At 59.6% G+C, this 18094-nt stretch carries 16 protein-coding genes; 15 read left to right on the forward strand and 1 reads right to left on the reverse strand.

The window, feature by feature from the left end:
* The first annotated feature begins 227 nt into the window (after positions 1 to 227).
* The 5 genes from JNO48_09790 to JNO48_09810 all read left to right on the forward strand — a co-directional run bounded on the left by JNO48_09790 (position 228) and on the right by JNO48_09810 (position 4889).
* Entirely contained in the window at positions 228 to 1505 is a 1278-nt protein-coding gene (locus tag JNO48_09790; protein QTE67491.1) for a rhamnulokinase, read from the forward strand.
* A complete protein-coding gene (locus JNO48_09795) occupies positions 1502 to 2758 on the forward strand; it encodes an L-rhamnose isomerase (protein QTE67492.1) in 1257 nt (418 codons plus the stop codon). Before JNO48_09790 ends, JNO48_09795 begins: the two co-directional genes overlap by 4 nt.
* A complete protein-coding gene (rhaD, locus tag JNO48_09800; GenBank protein QTE67493.1) occupies positions 2755 to 3567 on the forward strand; it encodes a rhamnulose-1-phosphate aldolase in 813 nt (270 codons plus the stop codon). Before JNO48_09795 ends, rhaD begins: the two co-directional genes overlap by 4 nt.
* Before the next feature lie 12 nt (positions 3568 to 3579).
* A complete protein-coding gene (locus tag JNO48_09805; protein ID QTE67494.1) occupies positions 3580 to 4566 on the forward strand; it encodes an aldo/keto reductase in 987 nt (328 codons plus the stop codon).
* Between the two features lie 107 nt (positions 4567 to 4673).
* Positions 4674 to 4889 carry a hypothetical protein gene (locus JNO48_09810; GenBank protein QTE67495.1) on the forward strand — a complete coding sequence of 72 codons (216 nt, stop codon included), beginning with the start codon at positions 4674 to 4676 and terminating at the stop codon, positions 4887 to 4889.
* Between the two features lie 14 nt (positions 4890 to 4903).
* On the opposite strand, the gene JNO48_09815 is transcribed toward JNO48_09810, so the two are convergent.
* Entirely contained in the window at positions 4904 to 5866 is a 963-nt protein-coding gene (locus JNO48_09815; protein ID QTE67496.1) for a helix-turn-helix transcriptional regulator, read from the reverse strand.
* 301 nt (positions 5867 to 6167) lie between these two features.
* Between JNO48_09815 and JNO48_09820 the strand changes: the two genes are divergently transcribed.
* The 10 genes from JNO48_09820 (at position 6168) to JNO48_09865 (ending at position 18087) form a co-directional block, all read left to right on the forward strand.
* Positions 6168 to 7079 (forward strand): sugar ABC transporter permease, encoded by a 912-nt coding sequence (locus JNO48_09820; GenBank protein ID QTE69738.1) that lies wholly within the window; start codon positions 6168 to 6170, stop codon positions 7077 to 7079.
* A gap of 16 nt (positions 7080 to 7095) precedes the next feature.
* A complete protein-coding gene (locus tag JNO48_09825) occupies positions 7096 to 8004 on the forward strand; it encodes a carbohydrate ABC transporter permease (protein ID QTE67497.1) in 909 nt (302 codons plus the stop codon).
* A gap of 191 nt (positions 8005 to 8195) precedes the next feature.
* Positions 8196 to 9839 carry an extracellular solute-binding protein gene (locus tag JNO48_09830; protein QTE67498.1) on the forward strand — a complete coding sequence of 548 codons (1644 nt, stop codon included), beginning with the start codon at positions 8196 to 8198 and terminating at the stop codon, positions 9837 to 9839.
* Positions 9840 to 9924: 85 nt separating this feature from the next.
* Complete coding sequence (gnpA, locus tag JNO48_09835; protein ID QTE67499.1) at positions 9925 to 12072, forward strand: 1,3-beta-galactosyl-N-acetylhexosamine phosphorylase; 2148 nt, start codon at positions 9925 to 9927, stop codon at positions 12070 to 12072.
* Between the two features lie 4 nt (positions 12073 to 12076).
* Positions 12077 to 12394 (forward strand): L-rhamnose mutarotase, encoded by a 318-nt coding sequence (locus JNO48_09840; protein QTE67500.1) that lies wholly within the window; start codon positions 12077 to 12079, stop codon positions 12392 to 12394.
* Between the two features lie 101 nt (positions 12395 to 12495).
* Entirely contained in the window at positions 12496 to 13551 is a 1056-nt protein-coding gene (locus JNO48_09845) for a glycoside hydrolase family 88 protein (protein QTE67501.1), read from the forward strand.
* A 20-nt stretch (positions 13552 to 13571) separates the two neighbouring features.
* A complete protein-coding gene (locus tag JNO48_09850; protein QTE67502.1) occupies positions 13572 to 14528 on the forward strand; it encodes a sugar ABC transporter permease in 957 nt (318 codons plus the stop codon).
* A 48-nt stretch (positions 14529 to 14576) separates the two neighbouring features.
* Positions 14577 to 15485, forward strand: a complete 909-nt coding sequence (locus JNO48_09855; protein ID QTE69739.1) for a carbohydrate ABC transporter permease — start codon at positions 14577 to 14579, stop codon at positions 15483 to 15485.
* Between the two features lie 198 nt (positions 15486 to 15683).
* Entirely contained in the window at positions 15684 to 17192 is a 1509-nt protein-coding gene (locus JNO48_09860) for an extracellular solute-binding protein (protein QTE67503.1), read from the forward strand.
* 94 nt (positions 17193 to 17286) lie between these two features.
* Entirely contained in the window at positions 17287 to 18087 is an 801-nt protein-coding gene (locus JNO48_09865) for a polysaccharide deacetylase family protein (GenBank protein QTE67504.1), read from the forward strand.
* Positions 18088 to 18094 lie beyond the last annotated feature (7 nt).

Genomic DNA, 18094 nt, shown 5'->3' on the forward strand with positions numbered 1-18094 from the left:
CGATGAAACGGTTTATGGTCTTTTTCAGTGAAGAGTTATCGTGCAGGGGCGGGCCCCTGCACGATAAGCAAATATATTGCATATTGCCCATAGGGAAAGGGTTAATGGTCGAAAACGCACCGGAAATGATCGGAAAAGCGGTTGACCATTCTTTTTTTATCTGGCAAAATGATTCATTGAAAGAGTATCAAAAATTGACCTGATCCGGATAAAGGGGGGACCAGCCTTTGGAGCGCTTTCTTGCGGTTGATATCGGCGCGACCAGCGGCCGGCACATTGTCGGCTGGAAGGAAAACGGGGAACTGAAGACCGAAGAGGTCTACCGTTTCCCGAACGGTGTCGCGGAAAAGGACGGGCACCTGACATGGGATATCGGAGCACTGGAAAGCCATGTCCGGGCCGGGATCGACGCGGCGCTGGAAAAGTATCCGAAGATTGAGAGCCTCAGCATTGACACCTGGGGCGTGGACTACGTGCTGATGAACGGCAGTGAGCCGATTCTTCCATGCTATGCCTACCGGGACAGCCGGACGGAGCCTGCAATTGAGGAAGTGCATAAAATCCTGCCGTTCGCGGAGCTGTACCGCCGGACGGGCATCCAGTTCCAGCCCTTCAACACCATTTACCAGCTGTATGCTGACAAGATGGCCGGGCGGCTGGAAAAGGCCACAGGTTTCCTGATGATGCCGGAATACCTGATGTACCGGCTGTGCGGCGCGGAGAGCCATGAGTACACCAACGCGACGACCGGCGGAATGGTCAGTGCGGAAACCGGGGCATTCGACCCGGAAATCATCCGGGCGCTGGGCCTGCCGGAACACCTGTTCCATTCCCTGCAGCAGCCGGGGACGGCAATCGGGGAATACAAGGGAATCCAGGTCGTGCTATGCGCGACGCACGACACCGGCAGCGCGGTGGAAGGCATTCCCATGGAAGGGAACGAGCTCTACATTTCCTCCGGTACCTGGTCCCTGCTGGGCGTGAAGACGCCGAAGCCGCTGACGGACGAGGGCAGCCAGGCGGCCAACTGGTCCAACGAGGGCGGCGTGGGATACAACCGGTACCAGAAGAACATCATGGGCATGTGGCTGGTGAACCGGCTGCGTGACGAGCTCTGCCCGGGCAAGCCGTGGGACGAGATTACCGCGGAGGCAGCGGAAAAGCATTTCGATCCCCTGGTGGATGTGAATGATCCGGTGTTCCTGGCGCCGGAGAGCATGAAGGTGGCGTTCGATTCGAAACTGCCGCATCCGCCGAAGTGCACGGCCGGATATTTCCGGTGTGCGTACCGGTCGCTGGCGGAGGGATACCGCACGGCGATTGAGGAACTGGAGCGGAACACCGAGAAACACTACACGAAACTGTATATTGTGGGCGGAGGCGCGAAGAACAGGTACCTGAACCGGCTGACGGAAGAAGCCATCGGCCGGCAGGTGATCGCACTGCCCATTGAAGCAACGGCACTCGGAAATCTCAGAATTCAGATGGAGGCGGAAAAGGCATGAGTTACGAAGAAGCAAAGAAACGGTACGCGGCACTGGGCATCGACACGGACGCGGCAATGAAAAAGCTGAAGGGCGTTCCGGTTTCCCTGCACTGCTGGCAGGGGGACGACGTGCGGGGATTTGACACGGATCCCTCCAAGCCCCTGACCGGCGGCATCCAGACCACCGGCAACTATCCGGGCCGCGCGCGGACGCCCGAAGAACTGATGGCGGACCTGGACAAGGTGATAAGCCTGATTCCCGGCACGCCGAAAATGAACTTGCATGCCAGCTACGCCATCTTTGAAAACGGCGAGTGGGCGGACCGGGACAAGCTGGAGCCGAAGCACTTCCGGAAATGGGTGGAGTTCTGCAAGGAGCGCGGCCTGGGCTGCGACTTCAACCCCACGTTCTTCTCCCATCCGAAATGCGACCCGCTGACGCTGTCGTCCCCGAACGAGGAAACCCGGAAATTCTGGATTGAGCACGGCAAGGCCTGCATCCGCATCAGCACCTACCTGGCGGAGGAGCTGGGCCAGCCCTGCGTGATGAACATCTGGACCGGCGACGGATTCAAGGACGTTCCCGGCGACCGGATGGGTCCCCGGGTGCGCTACCGCGAGAGCATCGATGAGATCCTGCGCGAGCCGTATGACTTCAAGAAGGTGAAGCCCTGTGTGGAAAGCAAGGTGTTCGGCATCGGCGTGGAAGCCTACACCACCGGCAGCGCGGAATTCTGCCTGAGCTATGCGGCGATGAACATGGACAAGTGCATCCCGCTGATGGACAACGGCCACTACCATCCCACCGAGGTGGTTTCCGACAAGATCCCGGCGCTGCTGACGTTCTTCCCGGAAATCGCACTGCATGTGACCCGGCCGATCCGCTGGGACAGCGACCATGTGGTGCTGTTTGACGACGAGACGAAGGAGATTGCCCGGGAGATCGTCCGCTGCGGCGGGCTGGACGGCCGGGTGAACATCGCGCTGGACTACTTCGACGCGAGCATCAACCGCATCGCGGCGTGGACCGTGGGATACCGCAACCTGCAGAAGGCGCTGCTGTTTGCGCTGCTGCAGCCGGCGGACGAGCTGAAGAAGCTGCAGGATGAGAGCCGCTTCACCGAGCTGATGGCGGCCCAGGAAGAAATGAAGACCATGCCCTTCGGCGAGGTGTGGGATGAATACTGCCGCCTGTGCGGAAAGCCCGCGGACGGCGAATGGATGCCGGAAGTACTGGCTTACGAGAAGAAGGTTCTGGAGGCACGGGCATGAAAGACGTAATGACGGCTCCCTTTATGGTGGAAATGATCCGCACGGCGACCAACATGTATGACCATGGCTGGGATGAGCGCAACGGCGGGAATATCTCCCTGATGCTGGAAGAAAAAGAAGTGAAGGAATACCTGGACCCGGCCCAGGTGCTGCGGACAATCCCGACGGGCTTTGAGGCGCCGGCGCTGGAAGGGAAGTATTTCCTGGTGACCGGTACGGGCAAGTATTTCAAGAACGTGCAGTACGCGCCGGAGGTCAACCTGGGCATCGTGCGCCTGCGGGACAACGGGCAGAACGCGGACCTGCTGTGGGGATTCACCGACGGCGGGAAGTTCACCAGCGAATTCCCGGCCCACATGATGAGCCATGCCGCACGGCTGGCGGTGGACCCGGACAACCGCGTGGTGATGCACTGCCATCCCGCGAACCTGCTGGCGATGACGTATGTGCACACGCTGGACGAAAAGGAATTCACCCGCACGCTGTGGCAGATGTGCACGGAATGCATCGTGGTGTTCCCGGAGGGCGTGAACGTGCTGCCCTGGATGCTGTGCGGCACCAATGAAATCGGCGAGGCGACCGCCGAAAAGATGAAGACGGCGCGCCTGGTGGTGTGGAGCCAGCACGGGATCTACGGCGCCGGCAAGGACCTGGACGAGACCTTCGGCCTGATTGAAACCGCCGAGAAGGCTGCGGAGATCTATATGAAGATCGCGCACCTTCCGCGGGTGAACACGATTACCGATGAACAGATGCACCAGCTGGAAAAGCGGTTTGGCATCAAGGCCCGGGAGGGCTACCTGGACTGAGGAGGTGCAGGAATGTACATTCCGGATGAAAACCGGTACGGAAAGATGACCTACCGCCGCTGCGGCAACAGCGGCGTGATGCTGCCGGTGCTGTCCCTGGGATTGTGGCACAATTTCGGGAACATCACCCCGTACACCACGCAGCAGGCGCTGCTGCGCACGGCGTTTGACTGCGGGATTACACACTTTGACCTGGCCAACAACTACGGCCCGCCCTATGGGGAGGCCGAGCGAAACTTCGGCCGGCTGATGGACGAGGACTGGCGGCCCCACCGGGACGAGCTGTTCATCTCCACCAAGGCGGGGTATGACATGTGGCCCGGCCCGTACGGCGACCACGGCAGCCGGAAATACCTGATTTCCAGCCTGGACCAGAGCCTGAAGCGGATGCGGCTGGACTATGTGGACCTGTTCTACCACCACCGGCCCGATCCGGAAACCCCCATCGAGGAAACGATGGGCGCGCTGGACCAGATCGTGCGCAGCGGCAAGGCGTTGTATGTGGGAATCTCCAATTACGGTCCGGCACAGGCCGAGGCGGCGATCAAAGAGCTGAAGCGCCTGGGAACACCGTGCCTGATCCACCAGCCGCGGTACTCCATGCTGGACCGGCATATCGAGAACGGACTGACGGACGTGCTGAGGAAGGAAAAGGTCGGCTGCATTGTGTTCCAGCCGCTGGCCGGCGGCATGCTGACCGGCAAGTACCTGGCCGGGATCCCTGCGGATTCCCGGATGGCGAAGGACAACCGGTATATGAAGCCGGACAGCCTGACCGAGGACATCCAGCGGAAGGTGGCCGCGCTGAAGGAGATTGCCGACGCGCGGGGCGAGAAGCTCCACCAGCTGGCGCTGCAGTGGGTGCTGCGGGACGAGGTGGTTACCTCCGCCCTGATCGGCGCGAGCCGGCCCGAGCAGATTACCGACAACGCGGAAATCCTGTCCATGCCGCCGCTGAGCGACGAGGAAATCAAGAAAATCGACAGTATCCTGAAGTAATCCGACCGACCGCTTTCCTGAAAGGGGCGCAGGATTCCCATGAACAAACGGGAACGCGTGACCGCGGCTTTCCGGGGACAGGAGACCGACCATGTGCCGGTGTGCATGTGGAAACATGTGCCGCAGGCATTCTGGGCGGCTTTGACAACCGGCCCGGCACGCTGCTGTATACCGCGGAAAAGGAAGAAATAGAAAAAGAAACTGCCTCGCTGATTGAACAGGGAGGCAGGAAAGGGTATATCATCGGGGCGGACTGCAGCCTGCATGACGAGCTGCAGGAGGAACGGATCCGGTGGGTAGCGGACGCCGCGCACCGGATCTGATACCGTCCGGGAGGTCAGGAAAACGCGGGCTCCGCGTTTTTCTGCAGGATCTCGTCGGAGGTTTCCGGCTGGACCCAGCCGGTGAACGTCAGCACGGAGCGGCGGACGTTCTCATCGTCCGCATGGCGCCACCGGGACGGTGAAGTGCCCATGAACCGGAGGAAATGCCGGTTGAAACAGCTGAGGGAGGAATAGCCCACGGCGGTGGCGACCTCCGCGATGCTGTCCGTGGACGTGAGCAGCATGGAGCAGCTGGTGGCGATGCGCACCTGGTGCAGGAAATCCAGCGGCGTGGTGCCGAGCTGCTGCAGGAACAGGCGGCGGAAGTGCGTCGGACTCAGGTGGCACAGCTCCGCCAGGGACTCAATATAGAAATCTTCCGCGTAATTCGTACGGATGTAATCGAGCGCGGGTGTCAGGACCCCGGTACGGGGCTGGACGCCCGCGTTTTCCTTTGGCGCGTTGCGAAGCAGGTAGACCGCCATGGAGAGAAGGAGCCCGCGGACGCTGGTTTTGTAGCCGGGTTTGCAGTCCACCACCTCGCGGATGAGGCCGGAGACGAGGGGTTCCGCCCAGGGATCGGTATCCGGACGGAGCATCAGGCCGCCGTTGATGACCAGCTCGGTGAAGTCCTGGTAGTTCGGAAGCTCCAGGGCCATGCTGTCCAGCAGGCGGGCATAATCCACAAACAGGTAGCTCCACAGGCTGTGGGAATCCGGGGAGGACCAGGTGGTGTGGTGCACATGGGGCGCGACAAAGGTGACGGTGCCCTCGGAGAAGGAAAGGTGATCCTCGCCGATGATCATCTCCCCGCTGCCGCGGCGGCATAAGCCGATTTCCACGCAGTTATGGAAATGCAGCCGCGGGCTCTGCACCGGGCTGATGAGCCAGTTGTCCCCGTGCAGGGCAAGGATCGGGAAATCTGCCGGAAGCTCATAATTCCGGTATTCAGAAAAGATGATCCGCGGTCTGGCCATGGCGCGGCTCCTCCTGTGATGTTGTCTGCGATGCAGCGGATTCATTATACGCCACATGGTGAAAAATGACAATTCTTCTTTTTTACGAATGAAAAATGGAAAAAATGGTACGGATAACACCGGATTGTAACTTATTACAGGATCGTTAATGGTCGAAACGAGTCAGTCCTGGGTCCAAAAAGAGTTGAAGGAAGGTGGAAACGGGCATTAAGATAAGGGCAGAACAAAAACGTTTGCATATTCCGGAAACTGAACAAGGGGGAAGGCAGATTTGCAGAAGACTGCAGCTGAGCGGAAACGGATGAGAACCCGCCTGTATTTCAAGGACAACTGGCAGATGTATCTCATGATCCTGGTTCCGATTATTTTCGTTTTCCTGTTTAAATACGCTGCCTACCCGGGCCTGCGCGTTGCCTTCATGAACTACAAGCCGGCCAAAGGCTTTGAAGGAAGCGAATACGTCGGTTTCCAGATTTTTGAGAAGATTTTCAAGGACCGGGACTTCCTCCGGGCGCTGAAGAACAGCCTGGTGTTCAACTTCCTGGACCTGCTGGTCGGCTTCCCGGTACCGATCATCCTGGCCCTGCTGCTGAATGAGCTCCGCTTCCCGCGGTACAAGAAGCTGACCCAGACGGTGCTGTACCTGCCGCACTTCCTGAGCTGGGTCATCATCGGCAGCGTGGCGCTGAGCCTTTTCAAACCCCAGACCGGCCTCGTCAACATACTGCTGCGGGATCTCCTGGGCTGGGTGGACAAGGGCGTTCCTTTCCTGACGGAAAAGTGGCACTGGGGCGCGACCTACCTGCTGATCGGCGTATGGCAGAACATGGGATGGGGATCCATCATCTACCTGGCGGCCATCACCGGCATCAGCCCGGACCTGTATGAAGCGGCAACCATCGACGGCGCCGGCCGCTGGCGCAAAATCTGGAATGTGACGCTGCCGTGCATCCGCGGCACGATGGTGACCCTGCTGATTATGAACCTCGGCCGGGTAATGGGCAGCAACTTTGAACGGCTGGATTCCCTGGGCAACGTCCAGGTGAAGGAATTCCAGTACCAGCTGGCCATCTACACCTACGAGAAGGGACTTGCGGGCGGCAACTTCAGCCGGGCCACGGCGGTCGGCCTGTTCCAGTCCCTGGTAGGCCTGATCCTTGTACTTGCGTCCGACCGGGCAGCGAAAGCGCTCGGCGAGGACGGACTGCTGTGAGGAAGGGGGAAGAAAGATGACGACGATTTCCCCGGCCAAGAAGACCGGCGCTTTCAGCGGTGTAAAGCGGCTCCGGATCAGCGATTTCGTGATCGCGTTCATTATCCTGGTGCTTTCCCTGACCTGTGTGATCCCGTTCCTGCATGTCGGCGCCAAGAGCATCTCCTCCAACACGGCGGTGATGAGCAAGCAGGTGTACCTGTGGCCAAAGGACCTGAATTTCAACGCGTATGAAGCTGTTTTCAAGGACGGGCAGCTGACGCACTCCATGGTCTACACGATCTGGATGACGGTCCTGTTCACTGTGATCGGCATGATCATCACGATCCTGGCGGCGTATCCGCTGGCCCGGAAGGAACTGAAGGGACGCAGCCTTTTCGCCTTCATCCTGATGTTTACGATGTACTTCAGCGCCGGCCTGATCCCCGAGTACCTGCTGTACCGGGACCTGGGCCTGATCAACTCCATGTGGGTGCTGGTGCTGCCGCTGTCGTTCTCCCCGTACAACATGCTGATCATGCGGTCCTTCATCCGCTCCACGATTCCGGACAGCCTGTACGAGGCGGCCAACCTGGACGGCGCTTCGCACTTCCAGATCCTGTTCAAGGTGGTGCTTCCGCTGTCCAAGCCGATCCTGGCAACGCTGGCCCTGTTCTACGCGGTGGGCCGCTGGAACGCCTACGCGGACGCCAAGTACTACATTACGACGAAATCCCTGCAGCCGCTGCAGTACCTGCTGAGTAACATGGTGCTCAACAGCGGGCAGGAAGCCATGAGCCTTTCCGAAGCCAGCGCGGCCGAATCCACCCCCGAGGTGCTGCAGTCCGCGGTGGTCATGTTCGCAACGATCCCGATCATCCTGGTGTATCCCTTCGTGCAGAAGTACTTTGTGCAGGGTACCATGATCGGCGCTGTGAAGGGATGAACATCTGACGACCCGCAGTGCGGGGAGTTTCGTCAGATGTGAATTCAACCGAAAGGGAGCAAGCTCCCCGGTGGGGAGTTGCGACCATTGAGGTTGCGGATGCATGGAAAAAGCCAATTGCCTTACCTGCTCTATATATTTCGGAACCCTGGGCGCGGAATGCCCTGAATGATAAAAAGGAGGTTACCCTAATGAAAAAACTCGTATCTGTGCTGCTGACACTGTGCCTGCTCATGAGCCTGGTCGCGGTTGCGGCGGCGGAAGCCCCCGCCGGCATCGAAGGCTGGGAACCCTTCGCGGAGCGCGTGAAGATCACCGTGCCCGTGTATGACCGTTCCAAGGCCGGCTATCCTGCCGTGGATGACAACTACTGGACCAAGTGGATCCAGGAGAACTTCGGTGACAAGTACAACATCGACGTGCAGTATGTCGCCATCCCCCGCGGTGACGTGATGATGAAGTACTCCACCCTGATCGCCGCGAAGGAAACCCCCACCATCATGATGGAATACGACTATCCGAAGGTTGCGCAGTGGGCCAATGACGGCGCGATGCAGGTGATCGACCTGGAAGCCTTCGCCAAGGTTGCCCCGACGTTCTACCAGGCGATGGTGGACAACAACCAGCTGGGCTACACCGACATCAACGGAAAGACCTACTTCGTGCTGACCGAGCGTCCCTACTACAACACCACCTTCGCTTTCGCCACCTTCGTTCGGATGGACTGGCTGCGCAAGGTTGGCTATGACCATGTGCCCGCGAATTACACCGAGTATGTGGATGCCATCAACAAGATGATTGAGGCCGGCCTGACCAAGAACCCCGTTGGCGCCGGTATCCCCACCAGCGCCTACATCACCAACTTCGGCTTCCGTGATTTCCCGGTCAGCGATGAAGGTGAAAAGGAATGGGCCATGCACTCTTCCCTGGGAACGCCCGGCTTCCCCTGGTATCCCACCAAGCGGCTGCTGCAGCGCGCGAACGCTGAGTACCACATGGGCTGGTATTCCGAAGAGTTCGACCTGGACAAGAACTCCTCCGGTATGGCGACCGACCAGACCCAGACCGACTTCATCAACGGCCTGACCTATTCCTATGGCGGATACATCGGCACCAACATGGCGTGGCTGACCGCTTTCTATGAAAACAATCCCGATGCCGAACTCGCGCTGGCCAGCCCCTACGGCGGCGTTGAGGAAGGCGTCAACACCGGCTGCATCCGCGCGGACAACCCCTTCGGCATGATCGTCGGCTTCTCCAACCTGGCAACGGAAGACCAGCTGAAGGCTGCCTGGATGCTGATGGAGTGGATGATCCAGCCTGAAAACCTCTTCGTGCTGGAGAACGGCGTCGAAGGCAAGACCTACGAACTCGGCGAAGACGGCCTGCCCCGGATGCTGGAGTACACCGGCGAGGAAATGATGAACCACAACAACAACATCGACATGACCTGCCTCGTGCATGCTTCCAAGAAGGTCGGCACGATCGAGCAGACCATCGCCCAGATGAGCCCCGTGGGCCTGCCCCAGGATTTCACCCAGGCGCTGATCGACAACTACTACCAGCTGAAGGAAATCGCGGATTCCGGCAAGGCCTACTCTGACCCGGTGTTCGCGGTGGCCATCGAGAGCGAGAGCGAATACTCCGCCACCCTGCTGAGCCTGTACCAGGAATACTACGCAAAGCTCGTGAAGTGTGATCCGGCTGAATTCGACGGCCTGTTCGACCAGTTCAGCCAGGAATTCCTGGATGCCGGTTACCAGGAGATCATGGACGAGCGCCTGGCGGCGTTTGAAGCCGGCCAGACCACCCGCCTGCCCGCCAACGCGAAGTAATTCGGAAGGCTTCAGGTAAAACCCCGGGGGCCGGACATCCGGTCCGGCCCCCTTTTTTCCCGGGAAAGAGAGAGGATGTGTGTGTATGAAAGCTGAGAGGCGCGGGGATTTCACCCTTCCGGGCGAAGCAGGCTATGAGAAGCTGACCCTGGAACTTGCGGAAAAATGGGGCGCCGACGTCATCCGCGACAGCGACGGCACCAAGCTCTCTCCCGAAATTACGGCAGCCGGCTACCGGATCTACTCCACGATCTGCATCATCCGCGAGCACAACGGGTTTGCGGAGGCCCATCCCGACGCGCAGCAGCAGACGTTCCTCTGCTCCGACGCGGAGGTGGCGGAAGGGGATACCGTGCGGATTGAGCCGCTGAAGGGCTATTTTGAGGAACAGTTCACCATCAACGACAGTGCGGACGCCATGGAATACTGGCAGGTCTATGACCGGACGGCGGACTGCCCGGTGCCGCGGGAGAAGTGGCAGTGGGACGGAAAAGCCGTGACGGTGACAGGCTGCGCGAAATGGCACCGTTACACGGTCTCCTTCCTGTGCTGGCGCATCTGGGAAGAGATCAACATGTACAACCACACCACGAACCACTGGACCAGCGAGCACCTGCGGCAGCTGGATCCGCGGCATCCGGAAGCCTGGGCCTTCCTGCAGGAATGGCTGGACACCTGGTGCCGGAACAATCCGCAGACGGACGTCGTGCGGCTGACGTCCCTGTTCTACAACTTTGTATGGATTTTCGGCAGCGATATGCGCCGGAGGACCCGGTTCTCCGACTGGGCCAGCTATGATTTTACGGTCAGCCCCGCCGCCCTGCGGGCATTCCGTGACGAATACGGATACGCGCTGACCGCGGAGGATTTCATCCAGAAAGGGCACCTGCAGGCCGCGCACCGGCCGCCGACGCCCGCGAAACGGGACTACATGGACTTTATCTCCCGCTTTGTGGCGGAAAAGGCCAAGGTGCTGGTGGATATCATCCACCGCTACGGCAAGAAAGCGTACGTCTTCTGTGACGACAGCTGGGTCGGCATGGAGCCGTACGGAAAGTATTTCCCGTCCGTCGGGTTTGACGGATTCATCAAATGCGTATTTTCCGGGTTTGAGTGCCGCTTCTGCGCGGGAACCGACGTTCCGGTGCACGAGCTGCGCTTCCACCCGTATTTATTCCCGGTGGGCCTCGGCGGACTGCCCACCTTCTCGGAAGGCGGAAAGCCGGAGCTGGACGCCCTCCGCTACTGGATGCATGTCCGCCGCGCACTGGTGCGCCAGTGCGTGGACCGGATCGGCTTCGGCGGATACCTGCACCTGACGCAGGGATTCCCGGCGTTTACCGAGACCGTAACCGAAATGGCCGATGAGTTCCGGACGATCAAGGCGCTGCACGCGCAGGGAGCGCCGGCGGTGCTGCCGGTCCGCGTGGCCGTGCTCCACGGATGGGGCGCGCTGCGGCCCTGGACGCTGTCCGGCCACTTCCACGAGACGGACGGCAACATCCTGATCCACCTGAACGAGGCGCTGTCCGGCCTGCCGGTGGACGTTCGGTTTATCTGCTTTGAGGATGTGAAGAACGGCGCGCTGCGCGACGCGGACGTGGTGATCAACGCGGGCCGCGCGGGCGACGTATGGAGTGGCGGGGACGCCTGGAAGGATCCGGAGCTGATATCTGAGCTGACCCGCTTCGTATATGAAGGCGGCGCACTGATCGGCGCCGGGGAACCCTCCGCGGTCCGCGGCGGGGAATACTGCCTGGCGCTGGCGCCGGTGCTGGGCGTTGATATTGACGACGGAACGTGGGCCTGCCACGGGGCCTGGGAGTTTGCGGAAGAGAAAGCGCCCTTCCCGGTGGCGGACGAAGCACTGGCCGTGAAACCCGGGGTACGGCTGACCGATCCGGAAACAAGCGTGTTCCGGGTGAAGGACGGCAGCCCGCAGCTGACGGTTCACCGCTTCGGCCGCGGCAAAGCCGCGTACCTGTCCGGGTTCACCTACAGCCCGGAGGCGGCGCGGATGCTGCTGGACCTGCTGCTATACCTGACCGGAACGGACGGGACGGCCGCGGCGATCTGCGGAAGCCCGGAGGCGGAAGCCGCCTGGTTCCCGGAAAGCAAAACGCTGGTCGTGATGAACAATGCGGAAACCGCCGTGCGGACGCGGGTTACCTGGCCCGGCGGCAGCACGGAAATGACCCTGAACCCGATGGAAACACGGATTACGGAGGGATGAAAGCATGGAGAGATTTGCCTGGAAGGGACGGATCAAACCGGGAATGCAGGCGGAATACAAACGCCGTCATGACGAGATCTGGCCGGAAATGCTGGCGCTGCTGAAGCAGGCGGGCATCCGGAACTACAGCATCTGGAGCGACGGATCGGAAGTGTTCGGCTACTACGAATGCGAACAGGGCGTTGCCTTCGCGGAGAAGACCCAGGCCGGAAGCCCGGTGGTGGACTGCTGGAACGATTACATGCAGGACGTGCTGGAGCTGGAAATGGACCCGGAAACCGGCGCCCAGCCGAAGCTCCGGCAGATGTTCCTGATGGAATAATCCGGTTTGACAAAAGCCGTTTGCGGCCGGTATAATGTTTGCACAGAAAAATACAAATGCATATCCGGCACACCAATCATAGAAAAAACGGGAGTTTTATTATGAAATACAGTGAAATCGCGGCGAAAGTTCTGGGAATGCTGCAGCGGGCGGACGGGAATGACCCGTCCCGCGGGCACCTGACGATGAACAACTGGGAGTGGCCGACCGGCGTGGCGCTGTACGGCATATACAAGACCTACCAGCAGGACGGAAATAAAGAAACGCTGGATTACCTGCTGGGCTGGTATGACGATTTCCTCTCCCGGGAAGAGAAGCCGCACCGCAACGTGAACACCGTTGCCCCGGTGCTGACGCTGACCTGCCTGTATGACGAGACAAAAAACGAAAAGTACCTGCCGGTGATCGAAAGCTGGATCGACTGGGTGATGAAGGAAATGCCCCGCACGGAGTACGGCGGGCTGCAGCACTGCACGGTGTGGAACAAGCATTACCAGCAGCTGTGGTGCGACACGCTGTTCATGGTGTGCCTGTTCCTGGCCAAGGCCGGCGTGGTGCTGGAGCGGCCGGAACTGATTGAGGAAGCGGAGTACCAGTTCCTGATCCACATCCGCTACCTGCAGAACAAGGTGAACGGCCTGTTCTACCACGGATGGACGTTCGACCGGCGGCACAATTTCGCAGAGGCCTTCTGGGCCCGCGGCAACGCCTGGTTCACGGCGGCCGCGATTGAACTGTACGATATCACGAAACGCGACAACGCCGCGATGCGGATGATCCGCTCCGCCTGGCTGGACCAGGTGCTGGCGCTGTGGAAATACCAGCGGGTGAACGGCCTGTACACGACGCTGATCAACGTGGAGGAAACCTACTGCGAGACCAGCGCCACCGCGGCCATCGCCTACGGCGTGCTGAAGGGAATCCGGCTGGGCTGGCTGCCCCAGGAACCCTACCAGGATATGGGCATGCTGAGCGCGGGCGCCGTGCTGGACCAGATTGACGAAACCGGCGCGGTGCAGGGCGTCTCCGGCGGAACCGGAATGGGACACAACCTGCAGCATTACAAGGACATCATCGTAACGCCGACGGCGTACGGCCAGGGACTCACGTTCCTGATGCTGACCGAACTGATGATCCGGGATACCAGACGGGATTGAGCGAAAGGGGGGAAACACACGTGAGCTCCAAAGCAGCTGAACGAAGAGCCGTGCACGGGACCGGGAAGCAATACTGGCGGCGCCTCGGCAGCGAAGTGAAGCGGGACAGGTGGCTGTACCTGCTGCTGCTTCCGGGTCTGATCTACTTTATCGTGTTCAAGTACCTGCCCATGTTCGGCATCGTCATCGCCTTCGAGAACTACGTGCCGTTCTCCGGCGTACTCGGAAGCCAGTGGGTGGGACTGAAATGGTTCCAGTATTTCTTCAAGTTCCCGGCATGGATCAACTACCTGAAGAATACGCTGGTCCTGAGCGTGATGAACCTGGTTTTCTACTTCCCGGCGCCGATTATCCTGGCGCTGCTGCTGAATGAAATGCGGAATGTGCACTACAAGAAGACACTGCAGACCATGCTGTACGTGCCGCACTTCATCTCCATCGTGATCGTGGTGTCGATCACCTTCGTGATGTTCGGCACCTCCGGCATCATCTACAAGCTGACCGAAAAGGTGCTGGGGCATACGATTCCCTACATGGGCAGCCCGGACACCTTCCGCTGGATGATCATCGGCCAGACGATCTGGAAGGAAACCGGGTGGGGCACCATCATCTTCCTGGCTGCCCTGACCAACGTGGATACCCAGCTGTACGAAGCCGCCATGGTGGACGGCGCAGGGCGGTTCCGCCGCCTGTGGCACATCACCCTGCCGGCCATCCGCTCTACAATCGTGCTGATGCTGATCCTGCGGATGGGCAGCATGCTGGATACCGGCTATGACCACCTGATCCTGATGGCCAACCCGCTGAACCGATCCGCCAGCCAGACACTGGACGTGTTCGTGTACCAGCAGGGTATCCAGCAGGGCCAGTTCAGCTACGCTTCAGCCATCGGCCTGATGAAGGCGGTCGTGAGCGTGACGCTGGTGGTTACCTCCAACAAGATCGCGCACCTGCTCGGCGAGCAGGGGCTGTACTGAGAAGGGAGGGACAAGCGCATGACAACGATACCTGCCTCCCAGAAAAAGATGAAGATCTCCACCGGCCCGGTCGGCCAGAACGCCACCTTCGGAAGCCGGCTCTTCGACATCGCGAACTACCTGATTGTAACCATCATCGCGCTGACGACGATCTTCCCGTTCATCTATATCATCGGCGCATCGTTCGCAACGGAGTATGAAATCGCCACCCGGCCGATGTTCATCATTCCCCAGAACGCGAGTACCGCTGCCTATGAGTACATCTTCTCCTCGAACAAGATCCTCCGCGGCTTCGGCAACTCCATCTTCATCACGGTCTGCGGTACGGCGATCAACCTGTTCTTCACCGTGACCATGGCGTACGCCCTGTCCAAGACGCGGCTGCGCGGCCGGAACTTCTTCCTGAACATGGTCATCATCTCGATGTTCTTCTCCGGCGGCATGATCCCGGGATACATCGTGGTGGCCAATATCCTGAACCTGAAGAACACCTACTGGTCCGTGCTGCTGCCCGGCGCGATCAGCGCGTACAACATGATGATCGTGAAGAACTTCTTCCAGGGCATCCCGCAGGAGCTGGAGGAATCCGCCTCCATGGACGGGTGTACGGACATGGGCGTCCTCTGGAAGATTGTGCTTCCGCTGTCCCTGCCGGTGCTGGCGACCTTCGGCCTGTTCTACGCGGTGGGCCACTGGAACGCCTACTTCGGCGCCATGATCTATATGAAGACCGCCAAGGAGAAGTGGCCGCTGCAGGTGCTGCTGCGTGAACTGATCATCCTGTCCAGCGGTACGGCCGGCGACATGAACAACCTGGATCCCGAGTTCGTCCAGCCGCCGGAACAGTCCGTGAAGATGGCGGTGATCGTGGTCTCCACCGTTCCGATCATGATGGTTTACCCCTTCCTGCAGAAGTACTTCGTGAAGGGCGTAATGGTCGGTGCTCTCAAAGGATAATATTCGATGACCCGCAGTGCGGGAAATCTCATCGAATATTATCTCAAGCGAAAGGAAGCAAGCTCCGCAGTGCGGAGTTGCGACCATTGAGCTTGCGTTGCGACCTAAGAGCATCGGATTTGGCAAACCAATTTAGGTTGTCATCAGCGATGAGAAGCGCTGTTGAACGATAAATAAATTACTTAAGGAGGCTTACCCATGAAGAAACTTCTCTCTGTGATCCTGGCTCTGCTCCTTGCCCTCGGCATGATGAGCTTTGCCGCCGCGGAAGAACCCTTCGAAATCACCGTAATGGTGCCCGAGTTCACGTATGACGCGGACTATGTGGAAGAAGGCAACCCCATCCTCGCGAAGATCGAGGAGCTGACCGGCGTGAAGCTGAAGATGCAGTTCATGGCCAATGAAGGCTATGGCGACACCATCAGCACCACCATGACCGAGAACAATCCCCCCATGGTGATGGCGGTGACGGATGCCCGCGCTCCCATCATTGTGGAATCCGCCCGTGCCGGCGCGTTCTGGGATCTGACTGATTTCGTGTCTGACGCGGAAAACTATCCCTACCTGGCTGCCGGTTCCCCCGCTGTTTACCAGAACATCGCGGTGGACGGCCGTGTGTACGGCATCTTCCGCGGCCGTGCCTTCCCGCGCGGCGGCGTCTACTATCGCTGCGACATCGCGAAGGAAGCCGGATTTGACCGCGAAGTCAAGACCATCGACGACCTGACCGAACTGGCTGAGAAGCTGGCGAAGTACAGCGATGACACCTATGCCCTGAATATGTGCTCCTACACCGCCGGCACGATCAACGTGATCACCGTCATGATGGGCGCTCCGAACGGCTGGGGCATCGACGAGAACGGCGACATCTATCCCGCCCACCTGTCCCCCGCTTACCTCGAAGGCCTGAACTGGCTGCGCCACCTGTATGAAATCGGCGGCATCGACCCCGACTTCTCCCAGATCCCGACCTCCGAGTGGGACAATATCGAGCGGACCGGCAAGGCGTTCATGCGGTTTGACTGCCTGGACAACGCACATCGTCAGCAGTGGTGGTTCGAAGACAACGCCGGTGTGACCGAACAGGTCTGGCAGTCCTGCGGACCGATCGCCAAGGCAGACGGCTCCATCACCACATGGCCGCAGAACAACGGCTTCGCCGGTGAGATCCTGATCAACAAGAAGAGCGTCTCCGAAGAAGACCTGCCCAAGGTTGTGAAGTTCCTCGACTGGTGCAACGGCCCCGAAGGCCAGACGATCCTGAATGCCGGTCTCGAAGGCGTGACCTTCGACATCAACGAAGACGGCCTCCGTTATGTGCCCGAAGACAAGTCTGAAGAATACGGAAAGAACAGCAAGGCTTACCTGCATGACTTCAACCAGCTGGGCATGGGCGTTCCCGGAAACCTGGAGAACCCGAAGGCTGTGCTGAGCCGCGGTTACACCAAGCTGCGTGACCGTTATGACGAACTGAACATCGAGCTGGCTCCCTACGCGGTGGCCAACCCCTGCTTCCCGTTCGTGAGCGAGACCTACCAGGCATTCGGCACCCAGCTGGATCCCATTATCTCCGACGCGGCTGTGCAGTACATCGCAGGCCTGATCGACGAAGCTGGCCTCCGTGCTGCCTGGGCTGACTGGGCTGCGCAGGGCGGCGACCAGGTAACTGCTGAGTACAACGAAGCCTATCATGCTTCCATCCAGTAATTCCTGAATCCAACGGTTATCCGGGGCTGCCGCGGGTGCGGCAGCCCCTAACAATTTGATGTTGTGAGGACCATATCATCACAGGAGAATGAAAATGAACAGAGTATACTGCTGCTACCCCGGGGGAAAGCACAAGGCGCTGACCATGAGCTATGACGACGGCCGTTCCTATGACCGCCGCCTGGTGGAGATTTTCAACAAAAACGGGATCAAGGGGACGTTCCACCTGAACAGCGGCCTGTTTGACCGGGGCGACCGGGTGATGCCGGAGGAGATTTCCACCCTGTACGCGGGCCATGAGGTGGCGTGCCACACCGTGACGCACCCGACGATTGCCCGCTGCCCGCTGCCGGAGGTGGCGCAGGAAGTGCTCGAGGACCGGAAATTCCTGGAGAAATACACCGGCTATCCGGTGCGGGGACTGAGCTATCCGAACGGCTCCGTGACCAAGGACATCGAAAACCTGCTGCCGTCGCTGGGAATCCGCTATTCCCGTGTGGTAGGCTCTTCGGATTCCTTCGGGCTGCCCGAGAATCCGTACCGCTGGCAGGCCACCTGCCACCACAATCACCGGCTGATGGAACTGGGCGAACAGTTCCTGGGCCTTTTCAAGAAACAGTACCTGTATCTGATGTATGTATGGGGACACAGCTACGAATTCAACGACAAGAACAACTGGGATCTGATGGAATCCTTCTGCGAAATGATGGGCGGCAAGGAGGACATCTGGTACTGCACGAATATCGAGTTCATGGACTGCATGGACGATTTCGCCCGCCTGCAGTTTGCGGCGGACAACAGCTTTGTATATAATCCCAACGCCAGGGACTGCTATATATCCGTGAACGACCAGCCTGCCATCCGGATCCCCGGGGGTCAGTGCATGACACTGTAAGGAGAGA

The organism is Clostridiales bacterium, from assembly GCA_017569285.1.
Lineage (GTDB): Bacteria > Bacillota > Clostridia > Christensenellales > Aristaeellaceae > Aristaeella.